13 protein-coding genes and 7 tRNA genes are annotated in these 19,600 nt (G+C 37.9%); 19 read left to right on the top strand and 1 reads right to left on the bottom strand.

From position 1 onward, the window contains the following. From AC3B7A_RS06090 to AC3B7A_RS06170, 17 genes are all read left to right on the top strand, one after another. Entirely contained in the window at window positions 1-1,563 is a 1,563-nt protein-coding gene (locus tag AC3B7A_RS06090) for a putative polysaccharide biosynthesis protein (RefSeq protein ID WP_489755246.1), read from the top strand. Next, on the top strand, window positions 1,563-1,808 hold the full coding sequence (locus AC3B7A_RS06095) for an RNA-binding S4 domain-containing protein (RefSeq protein WP_489755247.1): 246 nt from the start codon (window positions 1,563-1,565) through the stop codon (window positions 1,806-1,808). The genes AC3B7A_RS06090 and AC3B7A_RS06095 overlap by 1 nt, the downstream gene beginning before the upstream one ends. 87 nt (window positions 1,809-1,895) lie before the next feature. Continuing rightward, on the top strand, window positions 1,896-2,288 hold the full coding sequence (locus tag AC3B7A_RS06100) for an FtsB family cell division protein (protein WP_489755248.1): 393 nt from the start codon (window positions 1,896-1,898) through the stop codon (window positions 2,286-2,288). 16 nt (window positions 2,289-2,304) lie between these two features. Next, window positions 2,305-2,718: a S1 domain-containing RNA-binding protein gene (locus tag AC3B7A_RS06105; protein ID WP_489755249.1), complete on the top strand. Its 414-nt coding sequence runs from the start codon at window positions 2,305-2,307 to the stop codon at window positions 2,716-2,718. Between the two features lie 59 nt (window positions 2,719-2,777). Further along, a complete protein-coding gene (gene tilS, locus AC3B7A_RS06110) occupies window positions 2,778-4,100 on the top strand; it encodes a tRNA lysidine(34) synthetase TilS (protein WP_489755250.1) in 1,323 nt (440 codons plus the stop codon). Window positions 4,101-4,108: 8 nt separating this feature from the next. Next, the gene (gene hpt, locus AC3B7A_RS06115) at window positions 4,109-4,651 is read left to right on the top strand and encodes a hypoxanthine phosphoribosyltransferase (RefSeq protein ID WP_489756558.1); all 543 of its coding nucleotides are present in this window, start codon (window positions 4,109-4,111) and stop codon (window positions 4,649-4,651) included. A gap of 167 nt (window positions 4,652-4,818) precedes the next feature. Continuing rightward, window positions 4,819-6,897, top strand: a complete 2,079-nt coding sequence (gene ftsH / locus AC3B7A_RS06120) for an ATP-dependent zinc metalloprotease FtsH (protein WP_489755251.1) — start codon at window positions 4,819-4,821, stop codon at window positions 6,895-6,897. Window positions 6,898-7,123: 226 nt separating this feature from the next. Beyond that, window positions 7,124-7,996, top strand: a complete 873-nt coding sequence (gene hslO / locus AC3B7A_RS06125; RefSeq protein WP_489755252.1) for an Hsp33 family molecular chaperone HslO — start codon at window positions 7,124-7,126, stop codon at window positions 7,994-7,996. 64 nt (window positions 7,997-8,060) lie between these two features. Continuing rightward, window positions 8,061-9,053 (top strand): tRNA dihydrouridine synthase DusB, encoded by a 993-nt coding sequence (gene dusB, locus AC3B7A_RS06130; protein ID WP_489755253.1) that lies wholly within the window; start codon window positions 8,061-8,063, stop codon window positions 9,051-9,053. A gap of 11 nt (window positions 9,054-9,064) precedes the next feature. Next, window positions 9,065-10,552: a lysine--tRNA ligase gene (gene lysS, locus AC3B7A_RS06135; protein WP_489755254.1), complete on the top strand. Its 1,488-nt coding sequence runs from the start codon at window positions 9,065-9,067 to the stop codon at window positions 10,550-10,552. An 81-nt stretch (window positions 10,553-10,633) separates the two neighbouring features. Further along, window positions 10,634-10,706 (top strand) — tRNA-Lys (locus AC3B7A_RS06140). A gap of 24 nt (window positions 10,707-10,730) precedes the next feature. Beyond that, window positions 10,731-10,802 (top strand) — tRNA-Gly (locus tag AC3B7A_RS06145). A 14-nt stretch (window positions 10,803-10,816) separates the two neighbouring features. Beyond that, a tRNA-Leu gene (locus AC3B7A_RS06150) sits at window positions 10,817-10,902 on the top strand. Between the two features lie 9 nt (window positions 10,903-10,911). Next, window positions 10,912-10,985 (top strand) — tRNA-Arg (locus AC3B7A_RS06155). A 31-nt stretch (window positions 10,986-11,016) separates the two neighbouring features. After that, window positions 11,017-11,088: transfer RNA gene (locus AC3B7A_RS06160), tRNA-Gly, on the top strand. Window positions 11,089-11,096: 8 nt separating this feature from the next. Continuing rightward, a tRNA-Pro gene (locus AC3B7A_RS06165) sits at window positions 11,097-11,170 on the top strand. A gap of 5 nt (window positions 11,171-11,175) precedes the next feature. Continuing rightward, a tRNA-Pro gene (locus AC3B7A_RS06170) sits at window positions 11,176-11,249 on the top strand. Window positions 11,250-11,528: 279 nt separating this feature from the next. On the opposite strand, the gene AC3B7A_RS06175 is transcribed toward AC3B7A_RS06170, so the two are convergent. Then, window positions 11,529-12,785 carry an ISL3 family transposase gene (locus AC3B7A_RS06175; RefSeq protein WP_489755255.1) on the bottom strand — a complete coding sequence of 419 codons (1,257 nt, stop codon included), beginning with the start codon at window positions 12,783-12,785 and terminating at the stop codon, window positions 11,529-11,531. Window positions 12,786-13,238: 453 nt separating this feature from the next. Between AC3B7A_RS06175 and AC3B7A_RS06180 the strand changes: the two genes are divergently transcribed. Together AC3B7A_RS06180 and rpoB are read left to right on the top strand one after the other, a co-directional pair. After that, entirely contained in the window at window positions 13,239-15,701 is a 2,463-nt protein-coding gene (locus AC3B7A_RS06180; protein ID WP_489755256.1) for an ATP-dependent Clp protease ATP-binding subunit, read from the top strand. A gap of 217 nt (window positions 15,702-15,918) precedes the next feature. Next, complete coding sequence (gene rpoB / locus AC3B7A_RS06185; protein ID WP_489755257.1) at window positions 15,919-19,590, top strand: DNA-directed RNA polymerase subunit beta; 3,672 nt, start codon at window positions 15,919-15,921, stop codon at window positions 19,588-19,590. Window positions 19,591-19,600 lie beyond the last annotated feature (10 nt).

Here is a 19,600-nt window from a genome sequence, read left to right on the forward strand (position 1 = left end):
ATGATGAATAATAAATCGAATCATTTATTATGGCAGAGTACATGGTTGCTATCATTGTCAGCCCTAATTACCAAAATCTTAAGTGCGCTTTACCGTATTCCCTTACAAAATATTGTTGGCGATCGGGGCTTTTTTGTTTATCAACAAATCTATCCAATTTATGGTTTATGGACCGCAGTCACCTTAACGGGATTACCCATGTTTATTTCGCAAGTCTTAGTGGAAGATCCGACTAATCAAAAAAGTAATTATCAACATTTGCGTAATTGGATGATGAAGCTGGCAGTAGTGGCCGCAGGAATTTTATTTATAATGGCGCCAGGATTAGCTCAGGTGATGGGAGATGGGCGGTTAACAAGTTTAATTCAAGTGGTAGCAGGTTTTTATTTAGTGGCGCCCATGGCCGCTTTATTACGCGGAATTTTTCAAGGGCAATTATTAATGCTACCGACAGCTTTGGCTCAGGTTAGTGAACAAATTGTCCGCGTCCTAATTATTATTGTGGTGGCACTTTTGTTTAAAACAAAGCATTGGTCTTATTATGTGATGGGGGCCTGGGCGCATGCTGGTTCAATGTTTGGTGCGTTAGCCGGCATTATAGTATTGCTAATATTTTGGCCGCAAGTAAAATTACGGCAATCCAGCAAGAAAACCGCCACCGCCACCGCCACCTTCAAATTAAAACAACGCTTTTTAACAGAAGGATTAGCACTAAGTTTGTTTGGTAGTATTTTGGTTTTATTACAGTTAGTTGACTCGTTGACGGTTTTACGTTTGTTAATCAAAGGCGGCGTTTTACAGCCGCAGATTGTTAAAGGAATTTATGATCGCGGCCAGCCGTTAGCCCAATTAGGTATTGTGATTGCAGTTTCTTTTGCAACTACTCTATTGCCCCAAATTAGCACCACCAAAAATGCGGCTACCAATCAATTAATTCAATCGACACTTCATGTCACGTTACTTTTAGCCAGCGCGTGTGCGGTCGGATTAGCCGTTTTAATGCCACAAATCAATACGTTGCTGTTTACGAATGCTGATCAAAGTTTTTCCTTGGCCATTTATGTTTTAACTTTAATTTTTATTTCATATGTAACAATTATCAATACCATTATGCATGCCCAACATCGCCAACAAAAAAATTGGTGGGCATTATTGTGGGGAATGATAACTAAATTAGTTGCCAATTATTATTTAATCCCCCGCCAAGGTATTAATGGTGCCAGTTTAGCAACTTTGCTTTCTGGTTTAGTTATGGCAGTAATTATTTATCATTATTCCGGCCAATTTTTACAAAAAATTCTATGGCAGCACAATTTTTGCTTAAAAGTTATTTTAATTGTTGGTACAATGGGGTTAGTAGTTGGGATTGTTAATCAACTATGGCAAGTAATTTGGCCTTTAAATCGCTCTTTTGCCGTGCTGGAAACGCTAAGTGGCATATTATTTGGCCTAATTTGGGTTTTAGTAGGCAGTTATTATGGAAGGCTATTGTCACCGGCTGAGTGGCGCTTATTGCCGGGCTTTAAGTGGTTAATTAATAGAAAACAAAAGAAGGTGAAATGATGCGCTTAGACAAATTTTTAAAATTGTCACGCTTAGTGAAAAGACGTCCTTTAGCTAAAGAATTAGCTGATAAAGGACGAGTTGATGTTAATCAACGGGTAGCTAAATCGGCAACAGATGTAGAAATTGGTGACCAAATTACCATTCATTATGGTAATCGGCCCGTGAGTGTTAAGGTAATTGCAACACCACAAATTGTGAAAAAAGAAGATGCTGTGAAAATGTATCAACCAATAGATGATTAAAGTGGCGTTTATTTTGATTAAATAATAGACAATTTAATCACGGTGTTGTTATACTCAAAATAGGGATAGCTAAACGGAGGGATTATTTTGTCTAATCAGCCTGAAAGGAATAATATTAGTCAGATCAACATTAATAATGAAGATCGTTCTGCCGAACGGCAATTTAAACGGCATGTTCAAGTTATTCATCGGCGGCGCGTAACAGTTTTAATTGGCTTGTTGACCATTATTAGTTTGTTTTTTGGCTATCGTCTTTATCAGGCTAATCAAACACAAGCGGTGACCCGCCAAGACTTGGTTGACCAGAAGAAAAAGTTATCAAAAATGAAGCAAAAAAATGTAGATTTACAAAATGAAGTTCAACAATTACATCAGCCAGAATATTTAGATAATTTAATTCGTTATCGATTTGACTATTCCAAAAATGGAGAAATTATTTATAATATTCCCAATGAGTCAAATAAAAATTTAAATTTTTAAGGAGTAGGGAAAGAAAATGACCGTATCGGTAGGCGCAAAAGTAACAGGCAAAGTAGTGGGGATTAAAAATTTTGGAGCTTTTGTTGATATTGGTAATGGCCAAAGTGGTCTGGTACATATTAGCCAGATTTCTAATGACTATGTGAAAGATATTCATGACAAATTAAGTATTGGTGACGAAGTAACAGCGATTGTTGTCGGAATTGACGACGGTAAAATTGCGTTATCAATGAAAAAAGCTTTACCACCAGTCCCAAATCATAAACATCATGCCCCTCATCATAGTCACGGTCATGCTGGAGCACATAAATCTGGTGAAGATTTTGACGATTTATTAGCCGATTTTATGAAAGAAAGTCAAGATCGTCTAGCAACTATTAAGAAAAATACTGAGGGCAAAAGAGGTGGCCGTGGCGGACGTCGGGGTTAAATAACTGGTGCTATTGGCACCAATTTTTAACACGGATGTAAGGTTAACTGTTAATAATAATGGATGTAATCGAAACTAAATTTATTCATCAAGTTCAAAAATTTCAGGATTGGAATAAGCAAACCCGGGTTTTAATTGCCGTTTCTGGTGGTAGTGATTCAATGGCGTTATTGCAACTAATGTTACAATTGCCAATTAATTTGCGTCCCCAAATTCACGTGGCAACGGTGGATTTTAATTTACGACCACAAAGTCAAACTGAAGTTCAATTAGTGCGTCGTTATTGTCAACAAAAAGATGTTATTTTCCATACGACTACGTGGCAACATCCAAAAAACGTTATTGGTTTGGAAAATGCGGCGCGTAATTTTCGTTATCAGTATTTTGCCCAGTTAATGAAAAAATTTCATTTAGCACAATTATTGGTGGCGCATCAACGCGATGATCAAGTGGAAACGATTTTAATGAAGCTAATTCGCAGTGGCAGCTTATGGGAAGTGGCGGCGATGCAGCGGAAAAGAAAATTTGCCCAGGGCGAACTAGTACGACCACTGCTGACCTTTTCCAAGACAGAGCTGCGGGCTTATTTAAAACGACAACAAATTAATTTTGCTGTTGATGAAACTAATTTTGAAAATATTACTTGGCGTAATCAATTGCGCAATCAGATTGTGCCGCAATTAACCGTTTTTAATCCAAAATTAGCAGAGCACATTACCAGTTTTGCCCAACAACTCCAAGCTGCCGACGAATTTCTGACCACGCAATTCAAGCAATTGCAGCAGCAAAGTACTCAAGTTGCATCCAATCAAATTCAGCTTGATTTGACAAAAATTGTTAATTTAACAGCATTGCAGCAAGCACTGTTTATTCAATATTTATGTCATCATATTTTGCAAGTGGATTTGAATAATCGGCAGTTACAACAGATTATTCAACTATTGACAAAAGCCAATGCGCGCTTAAATCTCAGTCACAATTGGTACTTAATTAAAACTTATCAAAATTTAAAAGTTAGCCAAGGTTTACCAGAACCATTACAGCTTGACTTATCAATGAAATTAAACCAGCCCGTTCTTGCAAATAATGGTCAAAAGTTTACAATAAAACAGTCTTCACAAATTAATTCACAGACGTTTTACTTCACTAATTTACCCCAAAAAATTCAAATTCGGTCACGTCGACCTGGTGATCGTTTACGCTTATTAAATGGTCAACATCAGAAATTAAAGGATCGTTTAATCAATTTGAAAGTTTCGCAAAGTTTACGGGAGCAATTGTGGGTAGTGACGTTTGATGATGAAATTGTGTGGATTAAAGATATTTATCATTATCAAATTGCCCCAACAAAGTATTTGTTTGAAATTCAGATTGGAGATTAATTATGAAAATGGATCAAGATATGCAAAAAGTCTTATTTTCTGCGGAAGAGATTGCACAGGCCAACCGTAAGTTGGGCCAACAATTAGCTAATGATTATGCAAATAAAAATCCGTTGTTTGTTTGTATTTTAAAAGGGGCAATTATTTTCTTAACTGATTTAATGCGACAATTGCCAGAAAGTACGGAAATTGATTTTATGGATGTTTCCAGTTACAATGGTCAAACTTCTTCATCGGGTCAGGTGCGGATTTTAAAAGATTTAGATGTTTCAGTAACTGACCGCGATGTGGTTTTCATTGAGGATATTATTGATACAGGGATTACACTGCGTGAATTAACTAATTTATTTAAATCTCGGCATGCTAAATCGGTCAAAATTGTTACATTATTGGATAAACCAGCTAACCGTCAACAAAATGTTCATGTTGATTATGTTGGTTTACAATGTCCTGATGAATTTGTGGTTGGTTACGGGATGGACTATCAAGAACGTTACCGCAACTTACCTTATATTGGTGTTTTAAAACCAGAAATTTACTCTCAAGATTAGCTAGCTCTAACTCAAGCTGGTTCTTAGCATTATGTTATACTGGTTATAATTATTTATTAAATTTAGAAACTTTAAATTTAGAAACTTTAAATGTAGATTGTAACTAGCGACATACGTTGAAGTATGCTAGCATGAAAATAATTTAATTCTCGTGGAGGAAAAACAGATTGAAAAATAATAAAAATGGACTACGAAATAATAGTCTATTTTATATCATTATTTTTGTGTTATTAATTTTGGCTACAAGTTGGTTTGTAGGTGGACAAGGTTCATCACAAGTGGAAAATCTGTCTTCAAGCGAATTTGTGTCTAAGCTGAAAGCTAATAAAATTAAACATTTTTCGCTGCAGCCATCCAATGGCGTTTATAAAGTTTCAGGGACTTTAAAGAAGTCAGAAACTAATAAAAGTAGTCAATCGAATGTTAATTTATTTGCTCACTCTGCAGCTGGTGTGACCAAGGCAAAAGATTTTACAGCAACAGTTTTGCCTAATAACTCCACTCTGCAAGAAATTAATCAAGCAGCACAAAAATCGAAAACACAAATGAGAACACGTGAGGAATCACAGAATGGAATGTGGTTGAATATTGCCTTAACGGTTATTCCATTTCTTTTCTTTGCATTCTTACTGTATTCTATGATGGGTCAAGCTGGTCAAGGTGGCGGTGCTGGCAAGATTATGAGTTTTGGCAAGTCACAGACTAAGCCAGTTGATCCTAAGAAAAATAAGGTTCGTTTTTCCGATGTTGCGGGTGCAGAGGAAGAAAAACAAGAGCTAGTTGAAGTGGTTGATTTTCTAAAAGATCCGCGCAAGTATTTAGCTTTAGGGGCACGAATTCCTTCTGGGGTATTATTAGAAGGACCGCCAGGAACCGGTAAAACTTTACTAGCCCGAGCAGTTGCGGGTGAAGCAGCGGTACCGTTTTATTCGATTTCGGGTTCCGATTTTGTTGAGATGTTTGTTGGTGTTGGTGCTTCACGGGTGCGTGACTTATTCAGTAGCGCTAAGAAGAATGCGCCAGCTATTATCTTTATTGATGAAATTGATGCGATTGGCCGTCAGCGTGGTAACGGTAAAACTGGCGGTGGCAATGACGAACGGGAACAAACCCTAAATCAATTATTAGTTGAGATGGACGGTTTTACTGGTAAAGAAGGTTTAATCGTTATTGCAGCTACTAACCGTTCTGATGTCTTGGATCCAGCTTTGTTACGGCCGGGACGTTTTGACCGGAAGATTTTAGTGGGTCAGCCAGATGTTAAAGGGCGTGAAGCTATCCTAAAAGTTCATGCCAAAAATAAACCTTTGGCGGATGATGTTGACTTGAAAGTTATTGCTCAACAAACCCCCGGTTTTGTTGGTGCTGACTTAGAGAATGTTTTAAATGAAGCAGCTTTAGTAGCAGCGGAACGCAATAAAAAGCAGATTGATGCTGCTGATATTGATGAAGCTGAAGATCGTGTTATTGCTGGTCCAGCGAAAAAAGACCGTGTTATTTCCGCTAAGGAACGTGAGACGGTGGCTTACCACGAAGCTGGGCATGCGATTATTGGTGTGGTTTTAAGTGATTCACGCGTAGTTCGTAAAGTAACCATTATTCCGCGGGGACGCGCTGGCGGTTATGCCATCATGTTACCCAAGGAAGATCAAAATCTGTTAACCAAGAAAGATTTAATGGAACAAGTTGCCGGTTTGATGGGTGGTCGAACGGCTGAAGAAATTATTTTTGGCACCCAATCTTCCGGGGCTTCCAATGACTTTGAACAAGCAACCCAAATTGCCCGGGCCATGGTAACTGAATATGGTATGTCCGAACGCTTGGGTATGGTTCAATTAGAAAAGGGTGGCGCACCCGTTGGTGCTTATGGTCAACCTAATTATTCGCAAGAAACGGCAACGGCCATTGATGAAGAAATTCGCAAGATTTTAGATGAAGGTCATCAAACTGCTGTAGAGGTGATTCAAAGTCATCGTGAACAACATAAGGCGATTGCACAAGCATTGTTGAAGTATGAAACTTTGGATGAAAAGCAAATTTTAAGTTTATATAATACTGGTCATCTGCCAGAAACTGATCAAAATGAATTTCCATCTGAAAAAGCTTCTACTTTTGAAGAAGCTAAACAAGCGGCCAAACGTCGCGATGAAGAAAAACAGGCGCATGAAGTTCAACAACATCATGATGACCCAGAAACAATCACTTCTGATCCGACCGATAGTGATGGCGATCAGACTGAAGAATAGGATTTAATAAGTTACGCAATGGCTGAGATGAAGTTTTAATCTCAGCCATTTTTAGAACTTAAAAGTCAAGATGTCAAAAAAGGATATTTTAATAATCGCGGCAGACAACAATTTTATAAGATTGTAGATTAAATTTTTTCGAAATTTACTTTTCGTGAAATATGAACTGTTGATTATTTAATTATTATGATAAATTTAAGATAAAGTAGTTCTAAAGGAGAATTAAATGGCAGATTATTTGATCAAAGCATTGGATCAAAAGCGGCATTTTCGAATTTATGTGGTTAATGCCACTAAATTGGTTGCTACTGCACAAAAAAATCATGATACTTGGAGTGCTTCCACTGCTGCTTTAGGTCGCAGTTTAATTGGAACCTTATTATTAAGTACTTCAATGCTCAAGAACGATGAGTTGTTAACTACTAGAATTGCTGGTGGCGGTCCCGTGGGATTAATTGTCGCCGATGGTAACGCTCAGGGGCAAGTTAAAGGCTACGTGCAAAATCCCCATATTAGCTTGCCATTGAATGCAAAGGGCAAAATTGATGTTGCTAAAGCAGTTGGGCAAAACGGTTATTTAGCTGTGACTAAAGATCAGCATTTACAACAGCCATTTACTGGCAAAGTACCTTTGATTTCCGGTGAGTTAGCTGAAGATTACGCTTATTATTTGGTTCAATCGGAACAAATTCCAGCAGCAGTGGGATTGTCAGTCTTTGTTGAGCGCGATAATCAGGTTAGTTGTGCTGGCGGTTTTATGGTACAAGCACTGCCCCAAGCAACTGATCAAGAATTAGAACTTTTAACTGACAAAATTCAAAAATTACCACCCTTGCATGAACTATTACAGCAAAAAACTCCAGAAGAACTTTTAAAATCACTTTTTAGTTCTGGAACTAAGATCTTAGAAAAGCTGCCCGTTAGTTTTACTTGTGATTGTTCAAAAGAACGTTTTGCTAAAACAATCTCAGCTTTACCAAATTTGGAATTGCAACAAATGATAGCTGAAAACCAACCAATTGAAGTGGTTTGCAAATTCTGTGGTCAAAAATATCAATTCACAACGACAGAATTACAGCAAATGATCTCCGAGAAATAATTGCCAGTAACCCTTAGCTTTTGCTATGATGTATGTGCTAGTAATTTGGAAAGAGGAAAGATTGATGGAGTGGAAAATTGGTGACGTTACAATCCCTAATCAAGTTGTTGTAGCGCCAATGGCGGGGATTTCGAACTATTCTTTTCGAATGACCGCTAAAGAATTCGGGGCTGGCTTAGTAGTTTGTGAGATGGTCAGTGATCGTGGGATTTTATATAATAATCAAAAGACTCATGAAATGTTGTATGTTAATCCCAATGAACATCCAATCAGTATTCAAGTCTTTGGCGGTTCTAAAGAAACTTTGGTGCCTGCTATTAAATATGTAGCTGAAAATACAGCAGCTGATATTATTGATATTAATATGGGTTGCCCCGTTAAAAAGGTTATTAAAACGGGAGCCGGTTCTAATTGGTTATTAGATCCGGATAGTATCTATGATTTAGTCAAAGCTGTTAAGCAAGAAATTTCTAAGCCTTTGACCATTAAGATGCGCACTGGTTTTGATAGTGATCATATTTTAGCAGTGGAAAACGCTTTGGCTGCCCAGGAAGGTGGTGCTGATGCTGTTGCCATGCATGGTCGAACACGAGCCCAAATGTATAGTGGTCATGCCGATTGGGAACTATTGCATGAAGTAGCCCAACACTTAACAATTCCTTTTATGGGCAATGGTGATGTTAAAACACCGCAGGATGCCAAAAAAATGATTGATGAAGTGGGCGCAGATGCAGTAATGGTTGCGCGCGGAGCCATTGGTAATCCGTGGGCTTTAAAAGCTATGGCAACTTATTTAGATACAGGTGAGTTATTACCGGAGCCAACACCTGAAGAAAAAATTAAGATTGCTAAAGAGCAACTGGCACGGCTCGTGGAATTAAAAGGTGAACGCATTGGCGTACCAGAATTTCGCCAGCAAGCGGCATATTACCTAAAAGGGATTCCACGTTCGGCGCGCACCAAGGCGGCCATTAATGAAGTCAATACTCAAAAAGAGGTTGATGACTTACTGGATCAATTTGCTCAACAGGCAATGCAAAGACAATTACAAAGATAGGAGAAGAGAATATGGCAGACAATGAAATGAATGATCAATTGCGGGTTAGACGGCAAAAAATGCAGGATTTGCGTGATTCCGGGATCGATCCGTTCGGTCACCGTTATGAGCCGAATACAACAGCAAAAGAATTACATGACAAATATGGTGATTTAGATAAAGATGCGATTGAACCAGTAGCAGTTAAAATTGCTGGTCGGATGATGACTAAACGTGGCAAGGGTAAAGTTGGTTTTGCTGATTTGAAAGATCGGACTGGTAAAATTCAACTTTATGTTCGTAAAGATGTTGTTGGTGAAGAAAATTACCAAATTTTTAAAAAGTCTGATTTAGGCGATTTGTTTGGAATTGAAGGTACTGTTATGAAAACTGATATGGGCGAATTGACTGTTCGCGCCGATCACGTAACATTACTGACCAAAGCCTTACGTCCTTTGCCTGATAAATATCACGGCTTGACTAACGTCGAACAGATTTATCGGCAACGGTATTTAGACTTAATTACCAATCAAGAAAGTTTTGATCGTTTTGTGAAAAGAACGCGGATTATTTCAGCGATTAGAGAGTATCTAGATCAAAATGGTTTCTTAGAGGTGGAAACCCCAGTTTTACACAGTCAAGCTGGTGGAGCTTCGGCTAAGCCATTTTTGACACATCACAACGCTTTAGATATCGATCTTTACATGCGTATTGCTTTGGAATTACCATTGAAACGGTTAATCGTTGGTGGTATGGAACGTGTTTATGAAATTGGTCGTGTTTTTCGGAATGAAGGAATTGATACTAAGCACAATCCTGAATTTACGGAATTAGAAAGTTATGCGGCCTATTTCAATTTTGAAGATGTAATGGATGAAACTGAAGGTATTTTCCGTTATGCAGCTAAAAAAGCCTTAAAAACTGATAAAGTTACTTACCAAGGTCATGAAATTGATTTAGGCAAACCATTTAAACGCCAACACATGGTAGATGCTATTAAAGAACGAACTGGCGTTGACTTCTGGCCACAAATGTCAATTGAACAAGCTCGTAAAATAGCTGATGAGCACCAAGTTCATTATGAAGATTATTGGCAAGTGGGACATATCATCAATGCTTTCTTTGAAGAATTCGTTGAAGAAACCATTACTGAGCCAACTTTTATTTATGGTCACCCAATTGAAATTTCACCGTTAGCTAAAAAGAATGAAAAAGATCCCCGTTTTGTTGACCGCTTTGAATTATTTATTTTAGGTAATGAATATGCTAATGCCTTTACTGAATTGAATGATCCAATTGATCAAAGAGAACGATTTGAAGCACAAGCTAAAGAACGTGAAGCTGGTAATGATGAAGCAGAACCGATTGATGAAGACTTTGTTGAAGCACTAGAATACGGCATGCCGCCAACTGGTGGTTTGGGAATTGGCATTGACCGTTTAGTAATGCTTTTAACGGATGCACCATCAATTCGGGACGTGATTTTGTTCCCAACTTTACGACCAGATGATAAAAAATAAATAATCTTTGGCAGTAGAGTTGCATTTTCTAGTTTAAATTGTTATACTAATACAGTCATTGGTTAAGCTGATGATTGTGTTGAGTCGCTAGCTCAGCTGGTAGAGCAACGGCCTTTTAAGCCGTGGGTCGTGGGTTCGGGTCCCACGCGACTCATTACTATTAATTTAGTATTTTTTTGCGGAAGTAGTTCAGTGGTAGAACATCACCTTGCCATGGTGGGGGTCGCGGGTTCGAATCCCGTCTTCCGCTTTCATTATAATCACGCCGGGGTGGCGGAACTGGCAGACGCACAGGACTTAAAATCCTGCGGTAAGTGATTACCGTACCGGTTCGATTCCGGTCCTCGGCATTATAATGAGCACCCATAGCGCAATTGGATAGAGTGTCTGACTACGAATCAGAAGGTTGTAGGTTCGACTCCTACTGGGTGCATTGTCCTTAGAATTTTTGATGAATAATCCTTGCGGAAGTAGTTCAGTGGTAGAACATCACCTTGCCATGGTGGGGGTCGCGGGTTCGAATCCCGTCTTCCGCTTTTTTAATCGGGAAATAGCTCAGCTTGGTAGAGCGCTACGTTCGGGACGTAGAGGTCGCAAGTTCGAATCTTGTTTTCCCGATAGTACGGGAAATAGCTCAGCTTGGTAGAGCACTACGTTAGGGACGTAGGGGTCGCAAGTTCGAATCTTGTTTTCCCGATTATTGGTTAACTACATATTAGCTGACAAAAGACAATCAGAAGTAATCTGACTGTCTTTTTTTTGATTATATAAAATTTAGTGTTGGAGAATAATAAGTTTTAAAAGGTTCTATGTAAAGCAGTGTTGATAATTAATTTTTTAGCTAACTAGATTAGTAATTGGTCTAGTTAGTTTTTTTGTTTACTTTTCAGTCGTCATTTTTTAATTCTAAGCTATTTTTGGGTATCTTAAAGGTACCCAAGCTGTTGGGCTTTTAAAAATTATTTAATTGTTATCGTTAAATCTGTAAAGTGGGTAAACATTCCAGTTTAATGCGTAAGCGGAAATTATCCCAATTGCGAAAACCATAACTAGTTCGTTTGATTTTCTTGATCTTACTATTCAGACCTTCGATAGCACCATTATTGTACTCATAGCGACAACTATTGAGAACTGCTGTTAAATGCTTACGCAATGATTTAATTGTTTGGTCCATCTCATTATGCAGAGGTCGATAGTCATTCAAAATAGTTTTCAAAAGATGAGCATTTCGCGTTTTCACAGCGGTTAATAGCTGTTGGTAAACTTCATAAGCAGCTTGAAACTGACAGTCTAAGGCTAAACCAATATGCAATAAATTGACTTGCGTGTCATAATAACCAACTTTGGTTTGATAATTCATTTTTTTAGCTTCCAAATTTTCAAAATTAGTTAAAAACAGCCGCCAATAACCTTTTAAGATCCAATAGTCACGACTCCTGTGGACACAGCCTTCCATTACCCGTTTACGAATGGAGTTCAGTGACCGATTAGCCATTTGTACTAGATGAAAACGATCAAGGATGATTTCTGCGTTCGGGAATAGTTTGGGAATAAAATTAATATAGGCAGCATTCAAATCAACGACAATGGTCTGCACTTGTTGCCGATTTTCTAAAGAAAACCGTTCAAAATAGTGTTTCAGATCTTTAGTTAATCTGGTGGGTAAGGTATCTAATAAACGGTGACTTTTGGCATCCATCAAGATAAAACTATAATTCTTTAAAGCTTTAAATTCATCAAACAAAAGATGTTTAGGTAAACGATAAGTTGGATAGCCTAACAATCGCTGATAGTTTTGGTTTAAGACATTTTGCACAGTGGTGGCTGAAACACTATATCTTTGGGCAATATCTTTGAGTGACTGATTTTTGCGTGCAGCCAGGGTTACACAACGATAAACATTTAGGGCAATATGACAATGTGGTTTGACAATATCAGTTTGCGCGACTGTTGTGGAATGACATTGTCGACATAAAAATCGTTGTTTCTTTAGAACTAGATATGATAATTGACAGTGATTGTCTGGTAGTAAAATACGAACTTTTATAGTTCCATACTTAACTATGTTTCCAGTAAAACCACAATTAGGACAACGTTTTAGAGGATAAGATAAAGTAGCATGAAACACCAAAGCACTCTTACCATTAATAAATTGACGCTTAACAGATTCAAAATTAATGTTTTGATCTTTAATTCCAAGAATTAAACTGGTAGAATAATTATCTAAGGGCATTGTTTTTTCCTTCTTTCAATAGGTTTAGACGACTAAATTGTAACATAGGGAGGCAATGTTCTTTTTTGTATTCCAAAATAAATTGGTATACATAAAAAAGTGCCGATGAAATCACTCATCAACACTCAATATTATAGAACCTTTTAAAAATTAATAGTGAACAATCGGTGCTAGTTGATAACAAATTAATTTTGCTGTAATATCCTATAACATGATAAAACTAGTTTTGCGATCCGTGCTAGTTTTCATCATTGATAATAATTAGGATCAGAAATTAGTTTAACATTTAAATTATATTTAATGATTAAGCATTTTTGTCACAGTTTCAATTGATTAGTGCTTTTTTGTTAATAATCAGTTATTAAAAATTTGTACCAGCCTTAATCTGGTGTACAATAATTAAACGGTAGTTATTTAATTAATGAGATTGTATTTAAAGAAAGTGAGACTGTTATGGGCGAATTATTTACTAACAGTGCCAAAGAAGCTTTAAATTTAGCACAAAAGATTGCAATGGATTTTCGGCATCATGCTGTGGGAACAGAACATCTATTATATGGTTTAGTTAAACAAAATAATGGCGTGGCTGCTAAAACCATTATGGAAATGACGGTTACTGCTGATGATATTAAAGATGAGATTGAAGCTTTAGCGGGTTATGGAGATAATAAAGTTGCGAATCAAGATAAATTGTACTTACCTTATTCTCCGCGTGCCGGTCAGGTTTTAGAACAAGCCAGCCAACAAGCTAAGCTACTAGGTGCTAATCAAGTAGGAACGGGACATATTTTATTAGCCCTGTTACGTGATCAAACTATTTTGTCTTCACGAATCTTGACAAGTCTCAGTTTAAGCCTTTCAAAGGTTAAACGACTATTATTAAAAAATATGGGAGTTTCAGAACGTAAGGATCGAGCTAACCAAAAGCAATTTAATGGTAATTCGCAAACAACGACGCCAACATTAGATTCTTTGGCACGTGATCTAACTGCTTCAGCTCAACAAAAACAATTGGATCCTTTAATTGGTCGTGAGCAGGAAATCGAACGAATGGTTCAGGTTTTAAGTCGGCGAACCAAAAATAACCCCGTCTTAATTGGTGAACCAGGCGTTGGTAAAACGGCAATCGTTGAAGGATTGGCGCAAAAGATCATTCGTCATGAAGTTCCAGCTGAATTAGATAATAAACGGCTAATGATGTTAGATATGGGCTCTTTGGTAGCTGGTACGAAGTATCGGGGCGAATTTGAAGACCGATTGAAAAAAATTATTAATGAAATTAATCGTGATCAAAATGTAATTTTATTTGTGGATGAACTTCATACTTTGATTGGCGCTGGTGGTGCGGAAGGCGCAATTGATGCTTCTAACATTTTGAAACCACCGCTATCTCGTGGTGAATTACAAATGATTGGTGCGACAACCTTAGATGAATATCAAAAATACATTGAAAAAGATGCCGCTTTTGCTCGCCGCTTTGCTAAAATTATGGTTGAAGAACCAACGGCTGCGCAGACATTTGAAATTTTGAAAGGTTTGCGTCCCCAGTATGAACAGCATCATCAACTAAAGATTACGGATGCTGCTTTGCAGGCTGCAGTTGACTTTTCTCAACGGTATTTAACTAATCGTTTTTTCCCTGATAAAGCAATTGATTTAATTGATGAAGCAGCTGCACGGGTTCATATTCAGCAATATGCTCAACAGCCTAATAAAATGCAAACTCTCGAACAAGAATTGAACCAATTGGGAAAACGAAAAGATCAAGCAGTTGCTAAACAAGACTTTGAAACGGCGGCTAGTATTCGTAAGCAAGAAATGAAGGTTCAAAGCTTAATTCAACAACAAGATCAAAAAGAACGTTCAAAAATCAATCAGGTAGTAGCCGTGGGTCAAGCGGATATAGCTGAGATTGTTTCACAATGGACCGATGTACCTTTAACTAAAATTACGCAACAAGAATCGCAACAATTATTACACTTGGAAGATGAATTACACCAGCGGGTAATTGGTCAAGATGAAGCAGTTGGTGCGATTGCCAAGGCCATTCGTCGGGCACGTAGTGGTCTCAAAGATCCTAAACGACCAATTGGTTCATTTATGTTTTTAGGGCCAACGGGCGTTGGTAAAACTGAGCTAGCAAAGGCTTTAGCGCAGATAGTTTTTGGCAGCGAAGAAGATATGATTCGGATTGATATGTCTGAGTACATGGAGAAATTTAGTACTTCACGTTTGGTGGGTTCAGCTCCTGGTTATGTTGGTTATGACGAAGGCGGACAGTTAACAGAACAGGTTCGTAATCATCCTTATTCGGTTATTTTATTGGATGAAGTGGAAAAGGCTCACCGTGATGTCTTTAATTTATTATTGCAAGTTTTGGATGACGGTTTTTTAACTGATTCGAAGGGCCGAAAAGTTGATTTTCGTAATACGATTATTATCATGACTTCTAATTTGGGAGTTGAGAGCTTGAATGAAGACCATAGTGTGGGCTTTAATCAAGCACATGCTGATAGTTATCAAGCCATGAAAGCTCATATTTTAACGGAAACTAAGCAATTTTTTAGACCGGAATTTTTAAATCGAATTGATGAGATTTTGGTTTTCCATGAATTGACTAAGTCTGATTTAAGACAAGTTGTGAAAATTATGACCAAAGATTTGACTGAGCGCTTAGCCCAACGTGAAATTAAGTTAACGCTGACTGTTAGAGCCTTGAATTGGTTGGTAGAAAAGGGCTTTAGTGCACAATTAGGTGCTCGACCTTTACGGCGGACAATTCAAAACCAGGTGGAAGATCAAATTAGTGATTTATTATTGTCAAATCAATTGTATGCTGGTGATCGACTGTCAGTAGGAGTGGCTAAGAATCAATTAACATTTAATATCCGACATGCTCAAAAAGTTCAAGTTTAATTCTTGACAATTTCCCAAAATTGTCTTATTCTAGTTAAGATTAATTAGCGTGGTGCAGTGGGCGTATTCCCTCGAAATCTTGTCCGAGCCGGAATTATAGAAAAGCAAAAATAGTATTTGAACTATTTTTGGTTTTTTTTTGCTTTCAAATTGTTAAATGCTAATTTGTAATGAAATTGTAATATTGACTGGTAATTTATTTGAAAGGGTGAATAGTTTGACGCAAGAAACAGTTCGTTACCATAATGTCAACTACGGAAAACACCGGACCCGTCGCAGTTATGCCCGGATTAAGGAAGTTTTACCATTACCAAACTTAATTGACATTCAAACTAATTCTTATAATTGGTTTTTAGATGAAGGTTTGAAGGAAATGTTCCAGGATATTATGCCAATTAATGATTTTGCTGGCACATTATCTTTAGATTATGTTGGATATAAGCTTCTCAAACCAAAATATACGGTTGAAGAAGCACGGGATCATGATGCCAATTATTCTGCACCACTTCACGTTACTTTGCGTTTGACTAATCATGATACTGGGGAAATTAAAACCCAAGATGTCTTCTTTGGTGACTTTCCGTTAATGACAGAACAGGGAACTTTCATTATTAATGGTGCTGAGCGAGTTATTGTTTCTCAGTTAGTTCGTTCACCAGGAGTTTACTATACTGCTGAAACTGATAAAAATGGGCGGATGATCTATGGCACGACGGTTATTCCTAACCGCGGTGCTTGGCTAGAATTTGATAATGATGCTAAAAATATTAGTTACGTCCGTATTGATCGAACCCGTAAATTACCAATTACCGAATTAATTCGAGCAATTGGTTTTGGCACCGATCAAGAAATTACTGAAATTTTTGGTAGTAACAGTGATACTTTAAATCTTTCTTTGGAAAAAGATGTTCATAAAGATACAAGTGATTCGCGTGTTGCTGAAGCTTTAAAAGATATTTATGAACGTTTACGTCCCGGTGAACCTAAAACAGCTGAAAGTTCACGGTCGCTACTATATGCTCGTTTCTTTGACCCAAAGCGGTATGATACGGCACCAGTCGGACGTTATAAAGTTAATAAAAAATTAAATTTAAAAACTCGGTTACTTGGTTTAACCTTAGCTGAAACCTTAGCCGATCCACAAACGGGTGAAGTAATTTTGGCTAAAGATACCAAAATTGACCGGGAAGCTATAGCTAAGTTATCACCTTATCTGAAAGATCCTGATTTTAAAGCTGTAACTTTTCAACCGGCTGATGAAGGAATTTTAGGCGATCCAGTTAAGCTACAAATTATCAAAGTTTATTCACAGGTCGATGAAGATCATGCGGTAAACATTATTGGTAATGGTAATATTGATGAAAAAGTTAAGCATATTACTCCAGCTGATATGTTGGCAGAAATTAATTACTTCTTGAACTTGCAGGAAGGAATTGGTTCTACTGATGATATTGATCACTTGGGTAATCGGCGGATTCGTTCTGTGGGAGAATTATTACAAAATCAATTTCGTTTGGGCTTGTCACGGATGGAACGTGTTGTCCGTGAACGAATGTCGATTCAAGATACCGCAACGGTTACACCCCAACAATTAATTAATATTCGACCAGTAGTGGCAGCCATTAAAGAATTCTTTGGCTCTTCACAGTTGTCACAATTTATGGATCAAAATAATCCATTAGGTGAATTGACACATAAGCGACGTTTATCAGCTTTAGGACCTGGTGGTTTAACTCGGGATCGGGCTGGATATGCCGTCCGGGATGTTCACTATACGCATTACGGTCGGATGTGTCCGATTGAAACACCTGAAGGACCAAACATTGGTTTGATTAATAACTTGGCAACTTATGGGGTTGTTAATAAGTACGGTTTTATTGAAACACCATACCGCCGTGTTTCTTGGAAAACTCATAAAGTTACTGATAAAATTGATTATTTAACAGCTGATGAAGAAGATAATTACGTGGTAGCTCAGGCTAACACTCCTTTAAATGATGATGGTTCTTTTGCTGAAGAACGAATCTTAGCGCGTCATCAAGATGACAATATTGAAACCACAGCTGATAAAGTCGATTATATGGACGTTTCTCCACGGCAAGTTGTTTCAGTAGCTACTTCATGTATTCCTTTCTTGGAAAACGATGACTCCAACCGGGCATTAATGGGTGCCAACATGCAGCGTCAGGCGGTGCCGTTGGTTAAACCTCATTCTCCATTAGTGGGAACCAGTATGGAATATGTAGCTGCTCATGATTCTGGAACAGCTTTATTGGCACATCATAGTGGTATTGTTCAATACGTTGATGCCAAAATTGTTATGGTTAAGCGTGATGATGAAGATGTTGTAGACACTTATCACTTAATGAAATATCGGCGTTCTAATGCGGGTAAATGTTACAATCAACGACCAATTGTTGAAAAGGGCAATCACGTTGATAAAAGTGAAATTATTGCTGACGGACCTGCAATGCAAGAAGGCGAATTAGCTTTAGGTCAAAACCCACTAATCGCCTTCATGACGTGGAACATGTATAATTACGAAGATGCCGTTGTCTTATCAGAACGTTTAGTTAAAGATGATGTTTATACTTCAATCCATATTGAAGAATATGAATCTGAAGCGCGTGATACCAAATTAGGACCTGAGGAAATTACTCGGGAAATTCCGAATGTTGGTGAAGACGCCTTAAAAGATTTAGATGAAACCGGAATTGTCCGGATTGGTGCTGAAGTTCGTGATGGCGATATCTTAGTTGGTAAGGTAACACCGAAAGGTATGACTGAGTTATCCGCCGAAGAACGGTTATTGCACGCGATTTTTGGTGAAAAAGCTCGCGAAGTTCGTGATACTTCTTTGCGGGTACCTCATGGCGGCGGCGGAATCGTACAGGATGTCAAAGTTTTTACTCGTGAAGCTGGCGATGAATTAAGCCCCGGTGTTAATACGATGGTTCGGGTTTATATTGCTCAAAAGCGTAAGATTCAAGTGGGCGATAAAATGGCTGGTCGTCACGGAAATAAAGGGACAGTTTCTATTGTCGTTCCTGAAGAAGATATGCCTTATATGCCAGATGGTACCCCAATTGATATTTTATTAAATCCAATGGGTGTTCCTTCACGTATGAATATTGGACAGGTTTTGGAACTGCATTTAGGGATGGCAGCTCGTAATTTAGGTATTCATATCGCAACTCCTGTTTTTGATGGTGCGAGTGATGATGATTTGTGGTCAGCTGTTAAAGAAGCTAATATGGCTTCTGATGCCAAGACTGTTTTATATGATGGTCGGACTGGTGAACCATTCCATAACCGCGTAGCCGTGGGTGTGATGTACTATATGAAATTAGCCCATATGGTTGATGATAAAATTCATGCACGGTCAATTGGACCATACTCCTTAGTTACGCAACAACCTTTAGGTGGTAAAGCACAATTTGGTGGTCAGCGTTTTGGTGAAATGGAAGTTTGGGCCTTAGAAGCTTATGGTGCTGCTTATACTTTGCAAGAGATTTTGACTTATAAGTCAGATGATGTTACCGGTCGAGTTAACACTTATGAAGCTATTGTTAAGGGTGAAACAATTCCCAAGCCTGGTGTTCCAGAATCCTTTAGAGTTTTAATTAAAGAATTGGAATCTTTAGGTTTGGATATGAAGATTTTAGATCATGAACATCAAGAAATTGGCCTGCGTGATATGGATGAAGATAGTACTTCGAAGAGTGTTGATGCTTTGTCCAAACTAGCTCAGGAACAAGAACAAAAGAAATTACAAGAATTGGCTGAGAAAAATAAGCAAAAAGAAACTCAAATGCAACCTGACTTAGATAATTTAATGGATAAAATGAGTAGTTTAAGCTTAGATGATGGCGATACAACTGATAAATAATAGGAGGTTG

The organism is Bombilactobacillus sp. ESL1202, assembly GCF_058107125.1.

What these genes read in the sequence shown, in the direction of transcription:
- AC3B7A_RS06090 (WP_489755246.1), top strand. Translation starts at nt 1, where the DNA reads ATGATGAATAATAAATCGAATCATTTATTATGGCAGAGTACATGGTTG.
- AC3B7A_RS06095 (WP_489755247.1), top strand. Translation starts at nt 1,563, where the DNA reads ATGCGCTTAGACAAATTTTTAAAATTGTCACGCTTAGTGAAAAGACGT.
- AC3B7A_RS06105 (WP_489755249.1), top strand. Translation starts at nt 2,305, where the DNA reads ATGACCGTATCGGTAGGCGCAAAAGTAACAGGCAAAGTAGTGGGGATT.
- tilS (WP_489755250.1), top strand. Translation starts at nt 2,778, where the DNA reads ATGGATGTAATCGAAACTAAATTTATTCATCAAGTTCAAAAATTTCAG.
- hpt (WP_489756558.1), top strand. Translation starts at nt 4,109, where the DNA reads ATGGATCAAGATATGCAAAAAGTCTTATTTTCTGCGGAAGAGATTGCA.
- hslO (WP_489755252.1), top strand. Translation starts at nt 7,124, where the DNA reads ATGGCAGATTATTTGATCAAAGCATTGGATCAAAAGCGGCATTTTCGA.
- dusB (WP_489755253.1), top strand. Translation starts at nt 8,061, where the DNA reads ATGGAGTGGAAAATTGGTGACGTTACAATCCCTAATCAAGTTGTTGTA.
- lysS (WP_489755254.1), top strand. Translation starts at nt 9,065, where the DNA reads ATGGCAGACAATGAAATGAATGATCAATTGCGGGTTAGACGGCAAAAA.
- AC3B7A_RS06175 (WP_489755255.1), bottom strand. Translation starts at nt 12,785, where the DNA reads ATGCCCTTAGATAATTATTCTACCAGTTTAATTCTTGGAATTAAAGAT.
- AC3B7A_RS06180 (WP_489755256.1), top strand. Translation starts at nt 13,239, where the DNA reads ATGGGCGAATTATTTACTAACAGTGCCAAAGAAGCTTTAAATTTAGCA.